This is a genomic window from Pantoea ananatis PA13 (genome assembly GCF_000233595.1).
Taxonomy (GTDB): Bacteria; Pseudomonadota; Gammaproteobacteria; order Enterobacterales; family Enterobacteriaceae; genus Pantoea; species Pantoea ananatis.
Genome location: NC_017554.1, coordinates 1,763,827 through 1,779,698 on the forward strand (window position 1 = coordinate 1,763,827; position 15,872 = coordinate 1,779,698).

The following is a 15,872-nucleotide window of genomic DNA, read 5'->3' on the forward strand; positions in this document are numbered from 1 at the left end:
CGAAACCACGATGAGTAATATGAAAGCCACGGCCGCTCAGGCTTCTGAGCAACAACCCTCTTTCCTGGCAAGCCTGCGTCACCGGGTTCCAAAGGATACCGGCATCTTTGTGGTAATGGTGGGGATTGCCTTAATTTTTGAAATTTTTGGCTGGTATGTTCGCGATCAGTCGTTCCTGATGAACACGAACCGCCTGATTTTAATCGTATTGCAGGTCGCTATCATCGGTATCATCGCCGTCGGTGTAACCCAGGTGATCATTACGACCGGTATCGATCTCTCCTCCGGTTCGGTGATTGCGTTGACTGCGGTGGTGGCTGCCAGCCTGGCGCAAACCTCAGATACGCTGACGCCGATGTTTCCATCCCTGGTGAATATGCCTGCGGCCGTGCCGATTGCTGCCGGCATTGGCGTCGGTTTACTGTGCGGGTTGATCAATGGCGTATTGATTACCCGCACCGGCATCCCACCTTTTATTGCCACACTGGGCATGATGGTTTCTGCGCGCGGTCTGGCGCAGTATTACACCCAGGGTAACCCCATCAGTTTTCTGTCCGATGGATTCACCTCTATTGGTCAGGGTGCCATGCCGGTGGTGATTTTTCTGGTTGTGGCGCTGGTGTTTCACGTTGCGCTGAAACATACCCGTTATGGCAAATATGTTTATGCCATCGGCGGCAATATGACGTCGGCCAAAGTGTCCGGCATTAACGTCAACAAATACCTGATCATCGTTTACACCATTGCGGGTGCGCTGTCAGGCCTGGCAGGCGTAGTGCTGGCGGCACGCGTCAGCAGCGGCCAGTCAAGCATGGGCGTGGGCTATGAACTGGATGCGATTGCCGCAGCGGTGATCGGCGGCAGCAGCCTGATGGGTGGTGTGGGCCGTATTACCGGCACGCTGATTGGTGCGGTAATTCTTGGTCTGATTAAAAGCGGATTCACCTTTGTTGGGGTGGATGCCTATATCCAGGACATCATCAAAGGCATCATCATCGTCGCCGCAGTTACCATCGATATGCGACGCAATCGCGCTAAACGCTAAAATACGCTGCCGCCTTTGCGCCGTAGCGGCGTTGGCACCAGGCGCTTATCCCAGTCACATAGTTTACTATGCTCCTGGGCCTAAGCGCCCGGCGCCGCCTTGCTACAACACAAATGCGTTTGCGTATTCGCCTTTCTGACCTTTTTAAAAAAACGTGAGCGTATTGAGCGTTACAGGTGGGAAGACGTTTCGAATCGATCAACCGCTCAGGCAATAAACCTGTTTCTCCTCAGCCAACAGTCTTAGACTTTTACGCAGCCACGCAGCCACGCAGCCACGCAGCCACGCAGCCACGCAGCAACCTAGCAACGCATCTCACTCTCTTTCTGCTTTTTCTCCTGCATAACCGGGCCGGACGCTGGCACGTCGATAACCTTTGCTGGCACAGGGCCGACGCTGCACGCTGGTTTGACATGTTTCGCACTGTTGCGGTGCAGCTCACCCTGTGTTGCCGCCTGAATGCGGCGGTGCTCCCCGACTTACCTCTTTGGAGGTACAGAGAAACGCTGTTTATTCTGATGCTTAGCAATTATTTCCCGACATGTTTCGCGATCTGAATAAACCTGGTCTGCATATTGCAATTCATCTGTATACAGGCTGGTTGATACGGATCAGCCAGAAACCTTGACGTAGCAACGGAGGCAAGATGAATTTAAGACGGCTGAAATACTTTGTGAAAATCGTCGATATCGGTAGCCTGACGCGGGCAGCAGAAGTGCTGCATATTGCCCAGCCTGCGTTAAGCCAGCAGGTTGCTACGCTTGAAGGTGAGCTGGAGCAGCAGCTTCTGAATCGCACCAAACGCGGCGTAACACCTACGGAAGCCGGAAAATTACTCTACAGCCATGCGCGCGTTATTCTGCGACAGTGTGAGCTGGCACAGTCAGCGGTGATGAATGCCGGTGAAGTGGTGAAAGGGCAGGTTTCCATTGGACTGGCTCCCGGAACGGCCGCCTCCTCGCTGACGATGCCATTGCTGCAAACGGTACGGGAACAGTATCCGGATATCATTGTTTATCTGCATGAAAACAGCAGCAGCGCCCTGAATGAAAACATTATTAGCGGGCAGCTGGATATGGCCGTGCTGTATGACCGTGCGCCGACGGCAGGGATCAACAGTCTACCGCTGCTCAAAGAAGATCTGTATCTGGTCGGCACCACCGCCTGTCCGGGTACCAATGTGGATCTGGCTGAAGTGGCACAGATGAGCCTGTTTTTGCCACGCGATTACAGTGCCGTGCGTCAGCGCGTTGACGAGGCATTTTCACTGCGCCGCCTGAGTGCGCGTATTATTGGTGAAATAGAGTCGCTTTCCACGCTGACCGCCGCGATATCCAGCGGGATGGGCGTCACCGTATTGCCGGAATCCGCCGCCCGGGCGCTGGTGGGTTCCACCCAGGCATGGATGGCGCGTATTACCAGCCCGACGATCAGCCTGCCGTTATCGCTCAACCTTTCACATCGGTTACCTTTATCGCCCCCGGCGCAGGCCGTTAAAAATATCCTGCTGTCGCTGCTGAACAAACCGCTGACGGAAAAACGGGAACTCACCCTGGTCAGCTAGAACGCCTGTCCTGACCCACTTTCTCTGAAGCAGGGCGCGTAGATATCGCGCCGCTGCCCTTTCTGTGACTGTCCATCAGGATGCAGCTCAACGTCTCCCGCCCTGTTCTATATGCTTCAAATGCATAAATAAAACTTTTTTAGTATTTCCAGTTATCGAAAATCCTTTTTACCCTCTGTTTATCGGATTGTGTAAAGAGAGGTAAATAGTGTGAATTTCCAGCAACTTAAAATTATCCGCGAAGCGGCACGACGGGAGTTCAACCTTACAGAGGTCGCAAGCACGCTATTTACCTCGCAATCGGGCGTCAGCCGCCATATTCGCGATCTGGAAGATGAGCTTGGGGTTGAAATCTTTATCCGGCGCGGCAAGCGGCTGCTTGGCATGACAGAGCCCGGGAAAGCGCTATTAACCATTGCGGAGCGCATTTTGGACGAAGCCGGTAAAGTCCGCCGTCTGGCTGACGTGTTTACCAATGAATCCAGCGGTATCCTTTCCATCGCCACCACGCATACGCAGGCGCGTTACAGTCTGCCGCCCGTCATCAAGGCGTTTCGCCAGCTTTATCCCAACGTCAGACTTGAACTGAACCAGGGCTCGCCGCAGGAAATTGTGAACATGCTGCTGGCAGGCGAGGTGGATGTCGGAATTGCCAGTGAGATGCTGGTGAATAACAGCAGCCTGGCGGCGTTTCCGTGGTTTAGCTGGCATCATGCCCTGCTGGTGCCGCACGATCACGAGCTGGTGCAGCAACAGCCGGTATCGCTCAATGCGCTCAGTCACCATCCGCTCATTACTTATCGCCAGGGGATTACCGGGCGTTCACGTGTGGACCGGGCCTTCCAGGGGGCAGGCTTAAAGCCGGACATCGTGCTCAGCGCACAGGATTCCGATGTGGTGAAAACCTATGTCAAACTTGGCCTTGGTGTCGGTATTCTGGCCGATCAGGCCTGTGAAACCGAACCGGGCGGTGAGCTGGTCAGGCTGGATGCCACGCATCTGTTTGAGGCTAACACCGTGTGGCTGGGGCTGAAACGGGGCCAACTGCAGCGCAACTATGTCTGGCAATTTCTGGAGCTGTGCAACGCCAACTTATCGCTTGAAGAGATTAAAGAGCAGGCACTGTCCTCCGCGGGTGACGATGAGCCGGTTATCGATTTTCAGATTTAGCGACCCTGAACATCCAGCGCCCTGGCGCAACGGCATAAAATTTTTTTTCTGCCGTAAATCTTCACAGCGAACGCTTTCTGGCCGGCAATAACAACATCCTGCGCTTCTCCCCTCCCGATAAAGTGGAAAGATCTGAACAAGGGGGGATGCGATGTCACGTATACAACTAAAAGATCACACGCTGTTGCGTCAGCAGGCGCTGTTTGCGGGTCAATGGCAGAACGGTTATCAGGGCGAAACGCTGCCGGTTATCGATCCGGCAACCCGTGAGACGCTGGCGACAGTTCCGGCGCTGGGGCGGAAGGAAACCGAGGCGGCGATCGATCATGCGGAGTCGGTACGCCATGACTGGGCCAAAACACCCAATGCCACACGCGCCGCACTGCTGGAAAAGTGGTATCAGTTGATTGTCGATAACGCCGACGATCTTGCCATCATCATGACGGCCGAGCAGGGCAAACCGCTGGCGGAAGCCAGAGGCGAAGTCTTGTACGGCGCCAGTTTCGTTAAGTGGTTTGCCGAAGAGGCGCGTCGCATTTACGGCGATACCATTCCCGCGCCCACGTCCGACCGCAGAATCATCGTGTTAAAACAGCCGGTCGGCGTAGCGGCAGCCATTACGCCGTGGAATTTTCCCATTGCTATGATTACCCGCAAGGTGGCGCCTGCGCTGGCGGCGGGTTGTCCGATTATCGTTAAACCTTCTGATCTGACGCCGCTGTCTGCCCTGGCGCTGGCGGTTCTGGCAGAGCGCGCCGGCTTTCCGTCCGGTGTTTTGCAGGTGGTCACCGGTATGCCGACGGAAATTGGCGCCGCCCTGACTGAAAGCCGCCTGGTGCGTAAAATTTCATTCACCGGCTCAACCCGTGTGGGTCAGTTACTGATGAAACAATGTGCCGACAGCGTAAAACGGTTGAGTCTGGAACTGGGCGGCAACGCGCCGCTAATCGTTTTCGATGACGCCGATATTGAGATCGCGGTGGCTGGCGTCATGACCAGCAAATTCCGTAACGCCGGGCAAACCTGTGTCTGCGCCAACCGGATTCTGGTACAGCGCAACATCTATGAACGCTTTTCCGCCCGCTTACTGGAAGCCGTGGCCACCCTCAAGGTGGGCGACGGATTTGCGGCCGGTAGCACCCTCGGGCCCCTGATCAATACCGCCGCGGTTGAAAAGGTCAATGCACATATCGACGATGCCTTACAGAAAGGGGCGACGCTGTTAACGGGCGGCATCAGCAGCGGAGCGGGAACCTGGGTTCAGCCTACCGTTCTGGGGCAGGTGACGAGTGAGATGCGCATTGCGCAGGAAGAGACCTTTGGCCCGGTGGCACCACTGTTTGTGTTTGACGATGAGGCGCAGGCATTGGCGATGGCGAACGACACGCCTTATGGCCTGGGCGCGTATTTCTTTACGGAGAATATTCGACGCGCCTGGCGGGTAGCGGAAGCGCTGGAATTTGGCATGGTAGGATTTAATACGGGCGTAATCTCTTTAGAAGTGGCGCCCTTTGGCGGCGTTAAATTATCGGGAATCGGTCGTGAAGGTTCACGTTACGGAATTGATGAATATCTGGAACAAAAAACATTCCATCTCGGCAGTTTGTAATTTAAGACGTAATACCTGAATTCAGGCGCCAGCATAATCGTTATGCTGGCGCTTTTTTTTGTGCATCAGATCTGGTTTTTTGCGCCTTTTCTCCTTTTTAGTGCAAGTTTCATGCGCAATGCACCAAAGCAAGGCGGGTTTTTTGTGAGGTAAATCATCTGTTTAACGCTTCGGCAATTCCGCAATAAATCCGTCATTAATACGGCAGAAAAATTTTTTTGCGTCGTTTTAAACGCATTTTTATTTTTTTAACGGCTGGCATACTTTCTGCATTACCTAATTACTTATTCAGAAAAGCATTGCCGAAATTTAACCAATCCAGAGTGTGATGGGTGTAACAAATAAGGATTCTTCCATGTTGAGTTTCGACCCGGAAAGCGTGCCACTCCCGTTAGGCCATTATATCGGCGGGAAACATGTGCAAACACAAGGCGAATCTTTTGCCGTTAAACGCCCCTCAGATGGTCGTGTTTTTGCCACCCTGCATGAAGCCCAGGCGGACGATGTTGATCGTGCCGTGATGACGGCGCATCAGGCATTAAAAACCAGCGGCTGGTCAGGTTGTTCCCCCCGTGAACGCGGTCGGGTTTTGCGCCGCTGGGCGGACTTAATCGAACAGGATCTGCTGCTGGCCCAGCTTGAAGCACTTGGCTCAACGCGTCCGATCGCCGACGTGGTGCAGCATGAAATTCCCTTCACCGCCGAAGCCATTCGTTTCTATGCCGAATGTGCTGACAAATACAGCGGTGACCTGTTTCCCACGCGGGATAGCAGCCTGGGAATGCTGATTGCCGAACCCTATGGCGTGATCGGGGCGATTACGCCCTGGAATTTCCCCCTGTCGATGGCCTCGTGGAAATGCGGGCCGGCCCTGGCGGCAGGAAATGCGGTGGTGCTGAAACCCTCTGAACTCACGCCGCTTTCTACCGTGCGCATGGCAGAGCTGGCGGTTCAGGCTGGTTTACCCGCAGGCATCCTGAATATCGTGCAGGGCAGCGGGGCGGTAACGGGCAGCGCGCTCGTCAGACATCCGCGCGTGCGCAAAGTGTCTTTCACCGGTTCCACCCTGACCGGCGCGCGCATCATGAGCGATGCCGCACAGTTTGGCATGAAGCCCGTTACGCTGGAGCTGGGCGGTAAAAGCCCCCAACTGGTTTTCGATGATGCAGGGGATATTGAGGTGCTGGCGCAGCGTATTCTGCGCGGCTTCACCGCAAATGGCGGCCAGGCCTGCGTTGCGGGTACGCGCTTAATCGTGCAGCGCGGCATTGCCGATGCGCTGACGGAACGGCTGGCGGCGTTATGTCGTGAGGCCAGGCCAGGCGTTACATGGCAGGACACCTCGCGTTATGCACCGCTGATTGATGCGCGCCAGGGCAATAAAGTGCGTTCGGTCATTGAAGATGCCAAAGCGCAGGGCGCTGAGGTGCTGGTGGGCGGCGAACGCTTCGCGGATACCGATGAGGGCTGGTTCTGGCAACCCACGCTGTTAAGCCAGGTGAAGCAGGATAATCCGGCGGTACAGCAGGAAATTTTTGGTCCGGTACTGACCATTCAGACCTTCGACGATGAAGAGCAGGGGCTGGCGCTGGCAGCACATGATACGTACGGCCTGTGTGCCGGTGTGCATACGCTGAGCCTGCCACGGGCCATGCGGGCGATACGGGCGATTGACGCCGGTACAGTGTGGGTCAATCGCTATGGACGCTCCGGCGATTTCATCATTCCAACCGGCGGTTTTCTGGGCTCGGGTATTGGTAAAGATTTGGGACGCCAGGCGTTCCAGGCCTGCCAGCGCCAGAAAAGCGTACTTATCGATTTTTAAGCACCACACCTGACAATAACGAGGTTAATTCCATGGCACTGTTTAAACCCAAATTCATCACTTTTGATTGTTACGGCACGCTGATCTTTTTTGATATGGCAGGTGCAGCAAAGCGCTGTTTTGCGGAGCGGGTGGACGCGAATGCCATGGATGCCTTTGTCGCTGACTTTTCGGGCTATCGTCTGGATGAGGTGCTGGGTGCCTGGAAGCCTTACTACGACGTGGTCAGCAATGCGATTCAGCGCACCTGTAAAAAATGGGGCGTGAAATGGGAGCAGGCAGACAGTGATTTTATCTACACCGACTGCGCCACCTGGGGACCGCATCCGGATGTGCCCGCCGGATTAGCCAAAGTGGCGAAAGAATTTCCGCTGGTGCTGCTGACCAACTCGATGAACGACCTGATTCCGCATCACATTCCTCGTCTTGGCGCGCCTGTGCATATGGCGATTACGGCGGAAGAGGCCGGTGCCTATAAACCGCAGATGAAAGGCTTTGAATACATGCTGGAAAAACTGGACTGCCGTCCGGACGAAATTCTGCATGTGTCATCCAGTTTCCGTTATGACCTGATGACCGCGCACGACCTGGGCATTAAGCATAAGGTCTGGGTCAATCGCGGGCATGAACCGGCCAATCCCTATTATCAATACACCGAAATTAAAGATATTGGCGGCCTGCCTGGCGTCGTCGGTCTTTGAGGACACCGTCATGAAACTGGAATCGTACTGGCAAGCCACCGCCCCGTCGTTCAGCGCCGCCGCTAAAGCCCCCTTACCTGCACAGGCCGATGTGGTCGTGATTGGGGCGGGTTTTACCGGTGTGTCCGCAGCGCTGACGCTGGCGCGTAGCGGAATTAATGTGGTGGTGCTGGACAGCGGAGAGGTGATGAGTCAGGCCTCGTCACGCAACGGCGGCCATTGCAACACCGGCGTGGCGCAAAACTTTGCCTCGCTGGTTGGCAGCCACGGACTTGACCAGGCCAGTCGCTTCTACAAGGCATTTGACGATGCGGTGACCTATGTTGAGCAGTTAATTAAACAAGAGCAGATCGACTGCGATTTTCGTCTGTGCGGCAAGCTCAAACTGGCCAGCAAGGCATCCCACTTCTCCGGCCTGCAGGACGCCTGGACACTGATGCGCCGCACCGTGGATCCTGATATCCAGTTACTGAGCAAAGATGAGGTTCAGCGGGAAATTGGCGGTGGCGACTTTCATGGTGGACTCTTGCAACAGCATGGCGGCCAGATGCACATGGGCAAGTTTGGTGTGGGCCTGGCCGAAGCTGCGGTGCGCAGTGGCGCAAAAATCTATACCCATCATCACGTCACTCAGCTGGTACGGCTCGACGGCTATCGTCACCGGGTGGTCACCAGCCAGGGCGAAATCCTGGCCGACAAAGTGCTGATGGCAACCGGCTGCTCCAGCGAAGGCCCGTTCCCGTGGTTTCAGCGTCGTATTGTGCCGGTGGGCAGTTTTATTGTCGTCACTGAGCCACTGGATAACGCGCTGCTTCATGCGCTGCTGCCCGAAAACCGCAACTACGTGACCTCGATGAACATCGGTAACTACTTCCGTACCACGGCGGATAGCCGTCTGGTGTTTGGCGGCAGGGCGCGCTTCGCCATCAGCAATCCGACGTCGGATTCACGCAGCGGCGACATCCTGCATGCGGCAATGGCGAAAATGTTCCCCCAACTGGCTAACACGAAGATCGACTACTGCTGGGGCGGCATGGTGGATATGAGTGCCGATCGTCTGCCACATGCCGGTGAACAGGACGGGGTGTTTTATTCGCTGGGTTACAGCGGGCATGGCACGCAGATGTCGGTATGGATGGGCCGGGTGATGGCCGATCTGATAAGTGAGAAATCTCGCGATAACCCCTGGCAGCGCGAGGCATGGCCTGCACTGCCGGGCTATCACGGAAAACCGTGGTTTTTGCCGCTCGCCGGGCTCTACTACAAAGCAAAGGATCGCCTTTCATAAATTCACACTGTTTTTCAGGCCGCTCTGGGCGCGCAGTGAATGACGACTCGCCAGCCCGGCAGCGGAACGGCCAGCCAGTATGCGCCGTCTGAATGACGCAGGGGATGTTTCCATGTTCTCTCGAACACGTAATGAGGGTGTACAGATGAGTAAAATTGATAATAAAGAATCTGACGTAACCAATCCTGCTCTGACGCGGATGATCACGGAGGGCACGCTGTCCCGTCGCAGTTTAATGAAGCTGCTTTCCGCCGGTGCGGTGATGAGCACCGGACTGATCGGCTTTCCCGGCATGGCGCTGGCAGAAAGCAAACCGGTTCAGGGCGGAAAAATACGTGTCGGCATGTCTAACGCGTCTGCGACTGATACGCTTGATCCGGCAAAAGGTAGCAACAGCGCCGACTACACGCGCCAGTTTATGTTTTACAGCTGTCTGACAGAGGTCGACAAGTCAATGTCGGTTAAGCCCGGCCTGGCAGAGTCGGTGGATTCGGACGACGGTATCACCTGGAGCATCAAACTGCGCAAAGGCGTCACGTTCCACGACGGTAAGCCCTTTACCGCGAAAGACGTGATTTTCTCGCTTAACCGCCATAAAGATCCCGCCGTGGCCTCAAGTGCATTCAAGCTTGCCGAACAGTTCAAGACCCTTACAGCTGTCAACGACAATGAAGTTCAGCTTGTTCTCGTGGCACCCAACTTTGACCTTCCTTACATGCTGACGACATCTCCCTTCCTGATCGTTCAGGATGGCACCAAAGATTTCAGCAAAGGGATTGGCACCGGCCCCTTCGTGTGCAAAAGCTTTACGCCCGGGGTCAATACCGTGGGCACCAAAAACCCGAACTACTTTAAACCGGGGCTACCGCATCTGGATGAAGTGGAACTGCTGGGTGTGACCGATCAGGCCGCCCGCGTCAACGCGCTGCTGTCGGGCGATATCCAGGTGGCCTCGGGCCTGAAAGCGCCGGACAGTATGCGCATCAGCCGTACGCCGGATCATGCAGTGCTTGAAACCAAAGGTGGCATGTACACCAACCTGATTATCCGCACCGATATCAAACCCGGCAGCAACCCGGATTTCGTGCTGGCGATGAAATATCTGCAGCCCAGAGAAATCATCGTGAAAACCGTGCTGCAGGGCTTTGGCGACGTGAGTAATGACACGCCGGTTCCACCCTGGCATCCGCTGTTTAACGCCGACCTTAAACCGCGTCCGCTCGATCCCGAAAAAGCCAAATTTTATATCAACAAAGCGGGCATGACCGGGCAGACCATTGAGATTGTGACCTCTCCGCCGCTGGAAGGCGCAACGGAAGGGGCACAGCTGATTCAGCAGGTAGGACGCAATGCAGGCCTGAACGTCAACGTGCGTCGCGTGCCTTATGAAGGCTACTGGGGCACCCACTGGATGAAAGATCCGGTGGGCTACGGCTCGATCAACCCGCGCCCAACGCTCGATATGCTGTTCTCACAGTTCTACCTGTCAAGCTCATCCACCAACGAGAGCGGCTGGAAAAACCCTCAGTTCGATCAGTTGGTGATTGCGGCACGTGGCGAACGTGATAAAGCCAAACGCAAGCAGATGTACGGCGATATGCAAACCCTGATCTATGACCACTGCGGTACGCTCATCCCGGCATTTATCAGTTCCATGGACGGTTACAGCAAGAAGGTTAACGGACTTGAAGCCTGGCCATCGGGCATGCTGATGGGCTATCGCTTCCATGAGTTCGCCTGGCTTTCAGCCTGATAATCGTCTGAAGAAGGAGTTCGCCGATGAACCGATACATGATGTTCCTGATTGCCCGGCGCATTGGCGCTGGCATCCTGACCTTGCTTATCGTCTCGGCGGTGGTGTTTTTTATCACCAGCCTGCTGCCGGGCGATGCGGCGCAAATGATCCTGGGGCAAAACGCCACGCCGGAAACCGTGGCGGCCCTGCGCCAGCAGTTGGGCTTAGATCAGCCCCTGCTGGTGCGCTATTTCACTTGGCTTGGCGGTATGCTGACAGGGAATTTTGGCACCTCATTTGCCAGTCATCTGCCGGTAGCACAGCTGGTGGCGCAGCGCTTGCCTGCCACCTTTGAACTGGCTGCCACCACCACGGCAATTTGTGTCCCGCTGGCGCTGATTATTGGCATCGCGGCGGCCATGAATCGTGGCTCAAAACTCGATCGTGCCCTGGTGATTGGCACCATGGCAACGGTTGCGGTACCGGAGTTTCTGGTTGCAACCGTCGCGGTCCTGATTTTTGCGGTGAAGCTGCACTGGGTTTCGGCCATGTCGCTGGGCAGCCCCAATATGGACTTCGCCAGCTACCTTAAAGCCTATGCGCTGCCGGTGATGACGTTATGCTGCGGCCTGGTGGCACAAATGGCGCGCATGACCCGCGCGGCCATTATTAACCAGCTCGACAGCCCTTATCTGGAAATGGCCTTGCTGAAAGGCGTTTCCCCGATGCGGGCGGTGCTCCGTCATGCCTTACCGAATGCCGTTGGCCCTATCGCTAACGCCATTTCCCTCAGTCTTTCTTACCTGTTTGGTGGGGTCATCATTATCGAAACCATCTTCAGCTATCCCGGCCTGGCCAGTCAGATGGTCGATGCGGTCAGCAACCGCGATCTGCCGGTAGTTCAACTCTGTGTGATGTTGTTTGCCAGCTGCTATCTGCTTCTGCTGCTGGCGGCCGATATCCTGACTATCGCCTTTAACCCGAAATGGAGGAGCTGATGAAAATATTGCTTCCCTGGCGCATTTTTCAGTCACTGTCTTTATCGGGCCAGTTAGGCCTGGTGGTGACCTTGTTCTGGCTGATTATCGCGCTCTTCGGCACCTGGTGGGCGCCCCATAATCTCGACGACATTGGTGCGGGCCCGTTAATGGGGGGATTTACGCATGAAAACCTGCTGGGTACGGATTACCTGGGGCGGGATATGCTCAGCCGCATTATGTACGGGGCGAAATTTTCCCTTGGCCTGGCGCTGGGCGCTGCGGTGCTGGCCAGCCTGATTGGCACCCTGCTGGCGCTGTTAGCGGCGGTGACCGGGCGCTGGCTGGAAGAGCTGCTGGGCCGTATCAACGACGCCATGCTGGTGTTACCGGGGAAAATCCTGGCGCTGATGATCGTGGCAGTGTTCGGATCTTCATTGCCGATGCTGCTGATTACCGCGGTATTCACCTACTGGCCTGGCGCATTTCGTATCGCCTTTGCCCTGGCCAGCAACTTGCGCAATATGGACTATGTCCGCGCCTCCCGCCTGCGGGGAGAAAGCCGCTGGTACATCGCCATCCACGATATTCTGCCCAATATGGTGCACCCGGTCCTGGCCGATTTTGGCCTGCGTTTTGTGTATATCGTTTTACTGCTGAGCGGGCTGAGCTTCCTTGGCTTGGGCGTTCAGCCACCTTATGCCGACTGGGGAACATTAGTGCGTGAAAATATTCAGGGGCTGTTTGATGGTTCACCCGCCGTGTTGATGCCCGCGGTGGCCATTGCCAGCCTGACCATCGCCGTTAACCTGTTTATTGACAGCTTGCAAAGCATGCGTCCGTTGACGCTGGCAAAGGAGGGGGCATGAACGTGACGCAACATACGGCAATGCCTGTGATATCTGTCGATAACCTGCGCGTAACGGCGCATAACGACAACGGGGATGAGCTGGATATCGTGTCCGATATTCGCTTCACGGTGCAAAAGGGCGAAGTGCTGGCGCTGATTGGCGAATCCGGCTCGGGTAAAACCACCATTGCGATGGCGCTCATGGGCTATGCACGCCACGGCTGTAAAATAGCCGAGGGCAATATTCATGTTGCGGGGACCAACATCATGAATCTTACCCCCGCACAGTTGCGTGTTTTTCGCGGCAACAAAGTCGCCTACATTGCCCAGAGTGCGGCTGCCTCTTTTAACCCCGGCATGAAAATTATCGATCAGGTCATTGAACCGGTCGTGATTCACGGCACAATGACGCGCAAGGCGGCGAAGGCCAAAGCGCTGGCGTTGTTTCGTGAGCTGGCGTTACCCAACCCGGATACGATTGGCGATCGCTTCCCCCATCAGGTCTCGGGCGGGCAGTTACAGCGTTTGATGACGGCGATGGCGCTGATCAGCGATCCGGACGTGGTGATTCTGGATGAACCCACGACGGCGCTGGATGTCACCACCCAGGTTGAAGTGTTGAAAGCCTTTCGTCGGGTGGTCAAACAGCGCGGCGTAACGGCAATTTATGTCAGTCATGACCTGGCCGTGGTGGCACAAATGGCCGATCGCATCCTTGTTCTGCTGCAAGGTAAAATCGCTGAGTACGGCACCACTGCGCACCTGATTGGCGCGCCGCAAGCGGACTATACGCGCCTGTTGATGGATGCGGCTCAGCAGAAAGAGCGCCCCAGCCACTGGTGCCCGGCGAAAGCCGGTGAACTGCCGCTACTGGAAGTGCGCGATCTGTCTGCCGGTTACGGCCCGAAAGGCAGCGATGGCTTACCCAAAGTGCGCATCCTGGAAAACATCAATCTGACGCTCTGGAAAGGTCAGGCCATCGGCATTATTGGTGAATCCGGCTCGGGCAAAACCACCCTGGCTCACGCTATCGCTGGCCTCAATCCGGCCTGCCAGGGGCAAATCTTGTTTAATGGCTACACGGTGGCCGATCAGATGCAAAAGCGCACGGATAACGAGCTGCGCCGTATTCAGTATGTTTTCCAGATGGCGGATACGGCGCTCAATCCGGCGCACAGTGTGGAGCGGATTCTGTCTCGTCCCCTGACGCTGTTTCATAGTCTGAGCGGCATCGCCCGGCAGAACCGGCTGTATCAACTTCTGGATCTGGTGAAGTTGCCGCGCACGGTACTCTCGCGCCGTCCCTGGTCGTTGTCCGGTGGGCAAAAGCAGCGTGTGAATCTGGCACGTGCCCTGGCGGCAGAACCGGATGTCATTCTCTGTGATGAGGTGACCTCGGCGCTCGATACCGTAGTGGCCTCGGCGGTGCTGGATCTGATCAGTGAACTGCGCCGTGAGCTGGGATTGTCGGTAATGTTTATCAGCCACGATATGCACGCCGTGCGTGCCGTGTGTGACGAGATCGTTGTGATGCGCAATGGCGCTATCGTGACCCAGCTGGCACGCGGTAACTACGATCAACCGACCAGTGAGCTCTATTTCGAACGCCTGAAACGTGCGGTTCCTGAGCTACGTCAGGGCTGGCTGGACGAGCATGAAGAGATTCTGAAAGCCGAATAACCGGCACCGCCATTTTGGCAAGCAAAACTCATTTTGGGGCAGCTGAACCAGGGTCATTCTGCCCCAATACACGACGAGGTTGTGACGTCATGCCTGCACCGATTCGTTATGTACAGGACAGCCCGGACTTCCCGGATGCCGCTGATGTGGTGGTGATTGGTGCCGGTATCGCCGGTGCCGCTGCCACCTGGTATCTGGCAAAGCAGGGCCTGAAGGTGGTGCTGATTGAGAAGGGCCTGGTCGGGGCTGAACAATCCAGTCGCAACTGGGGCTGGTGCCGTCAGCAGAATCGCGATGAACGTGAACTGCCGCTGGTGATTGAAGCCTTACGAGGCTGGGAAGAACTCAGTGTGGAAACCGGTGAAGAGCTGGGTTTTCGCCGCAGCGGACTGGTTTACGCCACCCGCAATGAAGCGGACATCGCCGCCTGGGATACATGGGGCCAGATGGCCAAACAGTATGGCGTACGCAGCGACATATTAAATGCGCAGCAGGCGAAAGCCCTGACGCCGGGCAGCACTACAAACTGGCTGGGCGGCGTTTCGGCCCCCACCGACGGTGCAGCAGAGCCCAGACTGGCCGCGCCGGGTATAGTGATTGGCGCACAGAAAAAAGGGGCGCTGGTGTTTCAGCAATGTGCGGTGCGCGGGCTGGATATTTCAGCAGGACGCGTCAGCGGCGTGATAACCGAACGGGGAGTCGTCAAAGCCCCCCGCGTGATCTGCGCAGCGGGTGCATGGACGTCGATGTTTTGCCGTCGGCACGGCATCGATCTGCCGCTGGGGAATGTGATTGGCACCGCCTTTCGGACTCAGCCCATCGAGCAGGCCATTGCCGTTCCTTTTTATACCGAAAGCTTCGCCTGTCGGCCGCAGCTGGATGGCAGCTATACCGTTTCCGTATCGGGCCGTGGACGGCTGGAGCCCGGTGCTCAGGGCTTGCGATATCTGCGTCAGTTTTATCCCACGTTCAAAAGTCGTCGTAAAAATCTTACCCTGAATCTGGGGGTGAAGCCGTTCTTTCACGGCCCTGAGGCAATGGGGCGCTGGGATCTGGATGCCGTTTCGCCTTTCGAGCGGATGCGTATTCTGGATCCGGCTGCCGATGCCTGGGTCGTGGAAAGCGGACTGGCCGCCATGCGCCGCGAATTTCCTGCCCTGGCGAATCTCAAAGTCGCCCAGGCCTGGGGGGGAATGATTGACAGTACGCCGGATGCTATTCCGGTTATTTCAACGGTGGCAAAACTGCCTGGCCTGGTGCTGTCGGCGGGGTTCAGCGCACACGGTTTTGGTATTGGCCCCGGCGCGGGCCGCCTCGCCGCTGAACTGGCGACGGACGCGACGCCGGTGGTGGATCCCACCCCGTATCGTTACAGCCGTTTTATTGACGGCAGCGGACTTGATGCACCTGGCATGATGTAAGGAAAGC

The 15,872-nt window shown here is 56.3% G+C and carries 12 protein-coding genes; all 12 read left to right on the top strand.

Features of this window, described 5'->3' with window-relative positions; translation table 11 throughout:
- The first annotated feature begins 19 nt into the window (after positions 1-19).
- The 12 genes from PAGR_RS08275 to PAGR_RS08330 all read left to right on the top strand — a co-directional run bounded on the left by PAGR_RS08275 (position 20) and on the right by PAGR_RS08330 (position 15,865).
- Complete coding sequence (locus tag PAGR_RS08275; RefSeq protein WP_024470980.1) at positions 20-1,045, top strand: ABC transporter permease; 1,026 nt, start codon at positions 20-22, stop codon at positions 1,043-1,045.
- A 646-nt stretch (positions 1,046-1,691) separates the two neighbouring features.
- On the top strand, positions 1,692-2,609 hold the full coding sequence (gene nac, locus PAGR_RS08280) for a nitrogen assimilation transcriptional regulator NAC (RefSeq protein WP_013026297.1): 918 nt from the start codon (positions 1,692-1,694) through the stop codon (positions 2,607-2,609).
- A 210-nt stretch (positions 2,610-2,819) separates the two neighbouring features.
- Positions 2,820-3,779, top strand: a complete 960-nt coding sequence (cbl, locus tag PAGR_RS08285; protein ID WP_013026296.1) for an HTH-type transcriptional regulator Cbl — start codon at positions 2,820-2,822, stop codon at positions 3,777-3,779.
- A 151-nt stretch (positions 3,780-3,930) separates the two neighbouring features.
- Entirely contained in the window at positions 3,931-5,388 is a 1,458-nt protein-coding gene (locus PAGR_RS08290; protein ID WP_014605497.1) for an NAD-dependent succinate-semialdehyde dehydrogenase, read from the top strand.
- Between the two features lie 355 nt (positions 5,389-5,743).
- Positions 5,744-7,213 carry an aldehyde dehydrogenase family protein gene (locus PAGR_RS08295; protein ID WP_014605498.1) on the top strand — a complete coding sequence of 490 codons (1,470 nt, stop codon included), beginning with the start codon at positions 5,744-5,746 and terminating at the stop codon, positions 7,211-7,213.
- 32 nt (positions 7,214-7,245) lie between these two features.
- Positions 7,246-7,914 carry a haloacid dehalogenase type II gene (locus PAGR_RS08300; protein WP_013026293.1) on the top strand — a complete coding sequence of 223 codons (669 nt, stop codon included), beginning with the start codon at positions 7,246-7,248 and terminating at the stop codon, positions 7,912-7,914.
- 10 nt (positions 7,915-7,924) lie between these two features.
- On the top strand, positions 7,925-9,202 hold the full coding sequence (locus tag PAGR_RS08305) for an NAD(P)/FAD-dependent oxidoreductase (RefSeq protein WP_014605499.1): 1,278 nt from the start codon (positions 7,925-7,927) through the stop codon (positions 9,200-9,202).
- A gap of 145 nt (positions 9,203-9,347) precedes the next feature.
- Entirely contained in the window at positions 9,348-10,955 is a 1,608-nt protein-coding gene (locus PAGR_RS08310) for an ABC transporter substrate-binding protein (protein WP_014605500.1), read from the top strand.
- 26 nt (positions 10,956-10,981) lie between these two features.
- Positions 10,982-11,935 (top strand): ABC transporter permease, encoded by a 954-nt coding sequence (locus PAGR_RS08315; RefSeq protein ID WP_014594019.1) that lies wholly within the window; start codon positions 10,982-10,984, stop codon positions 11,933-11,935.
- Positions 11,935-12,783, top strand: a complete 849-nt coding sequence (locus tag PAGR_RS08320; RefSeq protein WP_014605501.1) for an ABC transporter permease — start codon at positions 11,935-11,937, stop codon at positions 12,781-12,783. Before PAGR_RS08315 ends, PAGR_RS08320 begins: the two co-directional genes overlap by 1 nt.
- Positions 12,780-14,444, top strand: a complete 1,665-nt coding sequence (locus PAGR_RS08325; protein ID WP_014605502.1) for an ABC transporter ATP-binding protein — start codon at positions 12,780-12,782, stop codon at positions 14,442-14,444. Before PAGR_RS08320 ends, PAGR_RS08325 begins: the two co-directional genes overlap by 4 nt.
- 89 nt (positions 14,445-14,533) lie before the next feature.
- On the top strand, positions 14,534-15,865 hold the full coding sequence (locus tag PAGR_RS08330; protein ID WP_014605503.1) for an NAD(P)/FAD-dependent oxidoreductase: 1,332 nt from the start codon (positions 14,534-14,536) through the stop codon (positions 15,863-15,865).
- Positions 15,866-15,872 lie beyond the last annotated feature (7 nt).

Excerpts from the sequence above, each read along its gene's own strand:
- PAGR_RS08275 (WP_024470980.1), top strand. The coding sequence starts at position 20 with ATGAAAGCCACGGCCGCTCAGGCTTCTGAGCAACAACCCTCTTTCCTG.
- nac (WP_013026297.1), top strand. The coding sequence starts at position 1,692 with ATGAATTTAAGACGGCTGAAATACTTTGTGAAAATCGTCGATATCGGT.
- PAGR_RS08290 (WP_014605497.1), top strand. The coding sequence starts at position 3,931 with ATGTCACGTATACAACTAAAAGATCACACGCTGTTGCGTCAGCAGGCG.
- PAGR_RS08295 (WP_014605498.1), top strand. The coding sequence starts at position 5,744 with ATGTTGAGTTTCGACCCGGAAAGCGTGCCACTCCCGTTAGGCCATTAT.
- PAGR_RS08300 (WP_013026293.1), top strand. The coding sequence starts at position 7,246 with ATGGCACTGTTTAAACCCAAATTCATCACTTTTGATTGTTACGGCACG.
- PAGR_RS08305 (WP_014605499.1), top strand. The coding sequence starts at position 7,925 with ATGAAACTGGAATCGTACTGGCAAGCCACCGCCCCGTCGTTCAGCGCC.
- PAGR_RS08310 (WP_014605500.1), top strand. The coding sequence starts at position 9,348 with ATGAGTAAAATTGATAATAAAGAATCTGACGTAACCAATCCTGCTCTG.
- PAGR_RS08315 (WP_014594019.1), top strand. The coding sequence starts at position 10,982 with ATGAACCGATACATGATGTTCCTGATTGCCCGGCGCATTGGCGCTGGC.
- PAGR_RS08320 (WP_014605501.1), top strand. The coding sequence starts at position 11,935 with ATGAAAATATTGCTTCCCTGGCGCATTTTTCAGTCACTGTCTTTATCG.
- PAGR_RS08325 (WP_014605502.1), top strand. The coding sequence starts at position 12,780 with ATGAACGTGACGCAACATACGGCAATGCCTGTGATATCTGTCGATAAC.
- PAGR_RS08330 (WP_014605503.1), top strand. The coding sequence starts at position 14,534 with ATGCCTGCACCGATTCGTTATGTACAGGACAGCCCGGACTTCCCGGAT.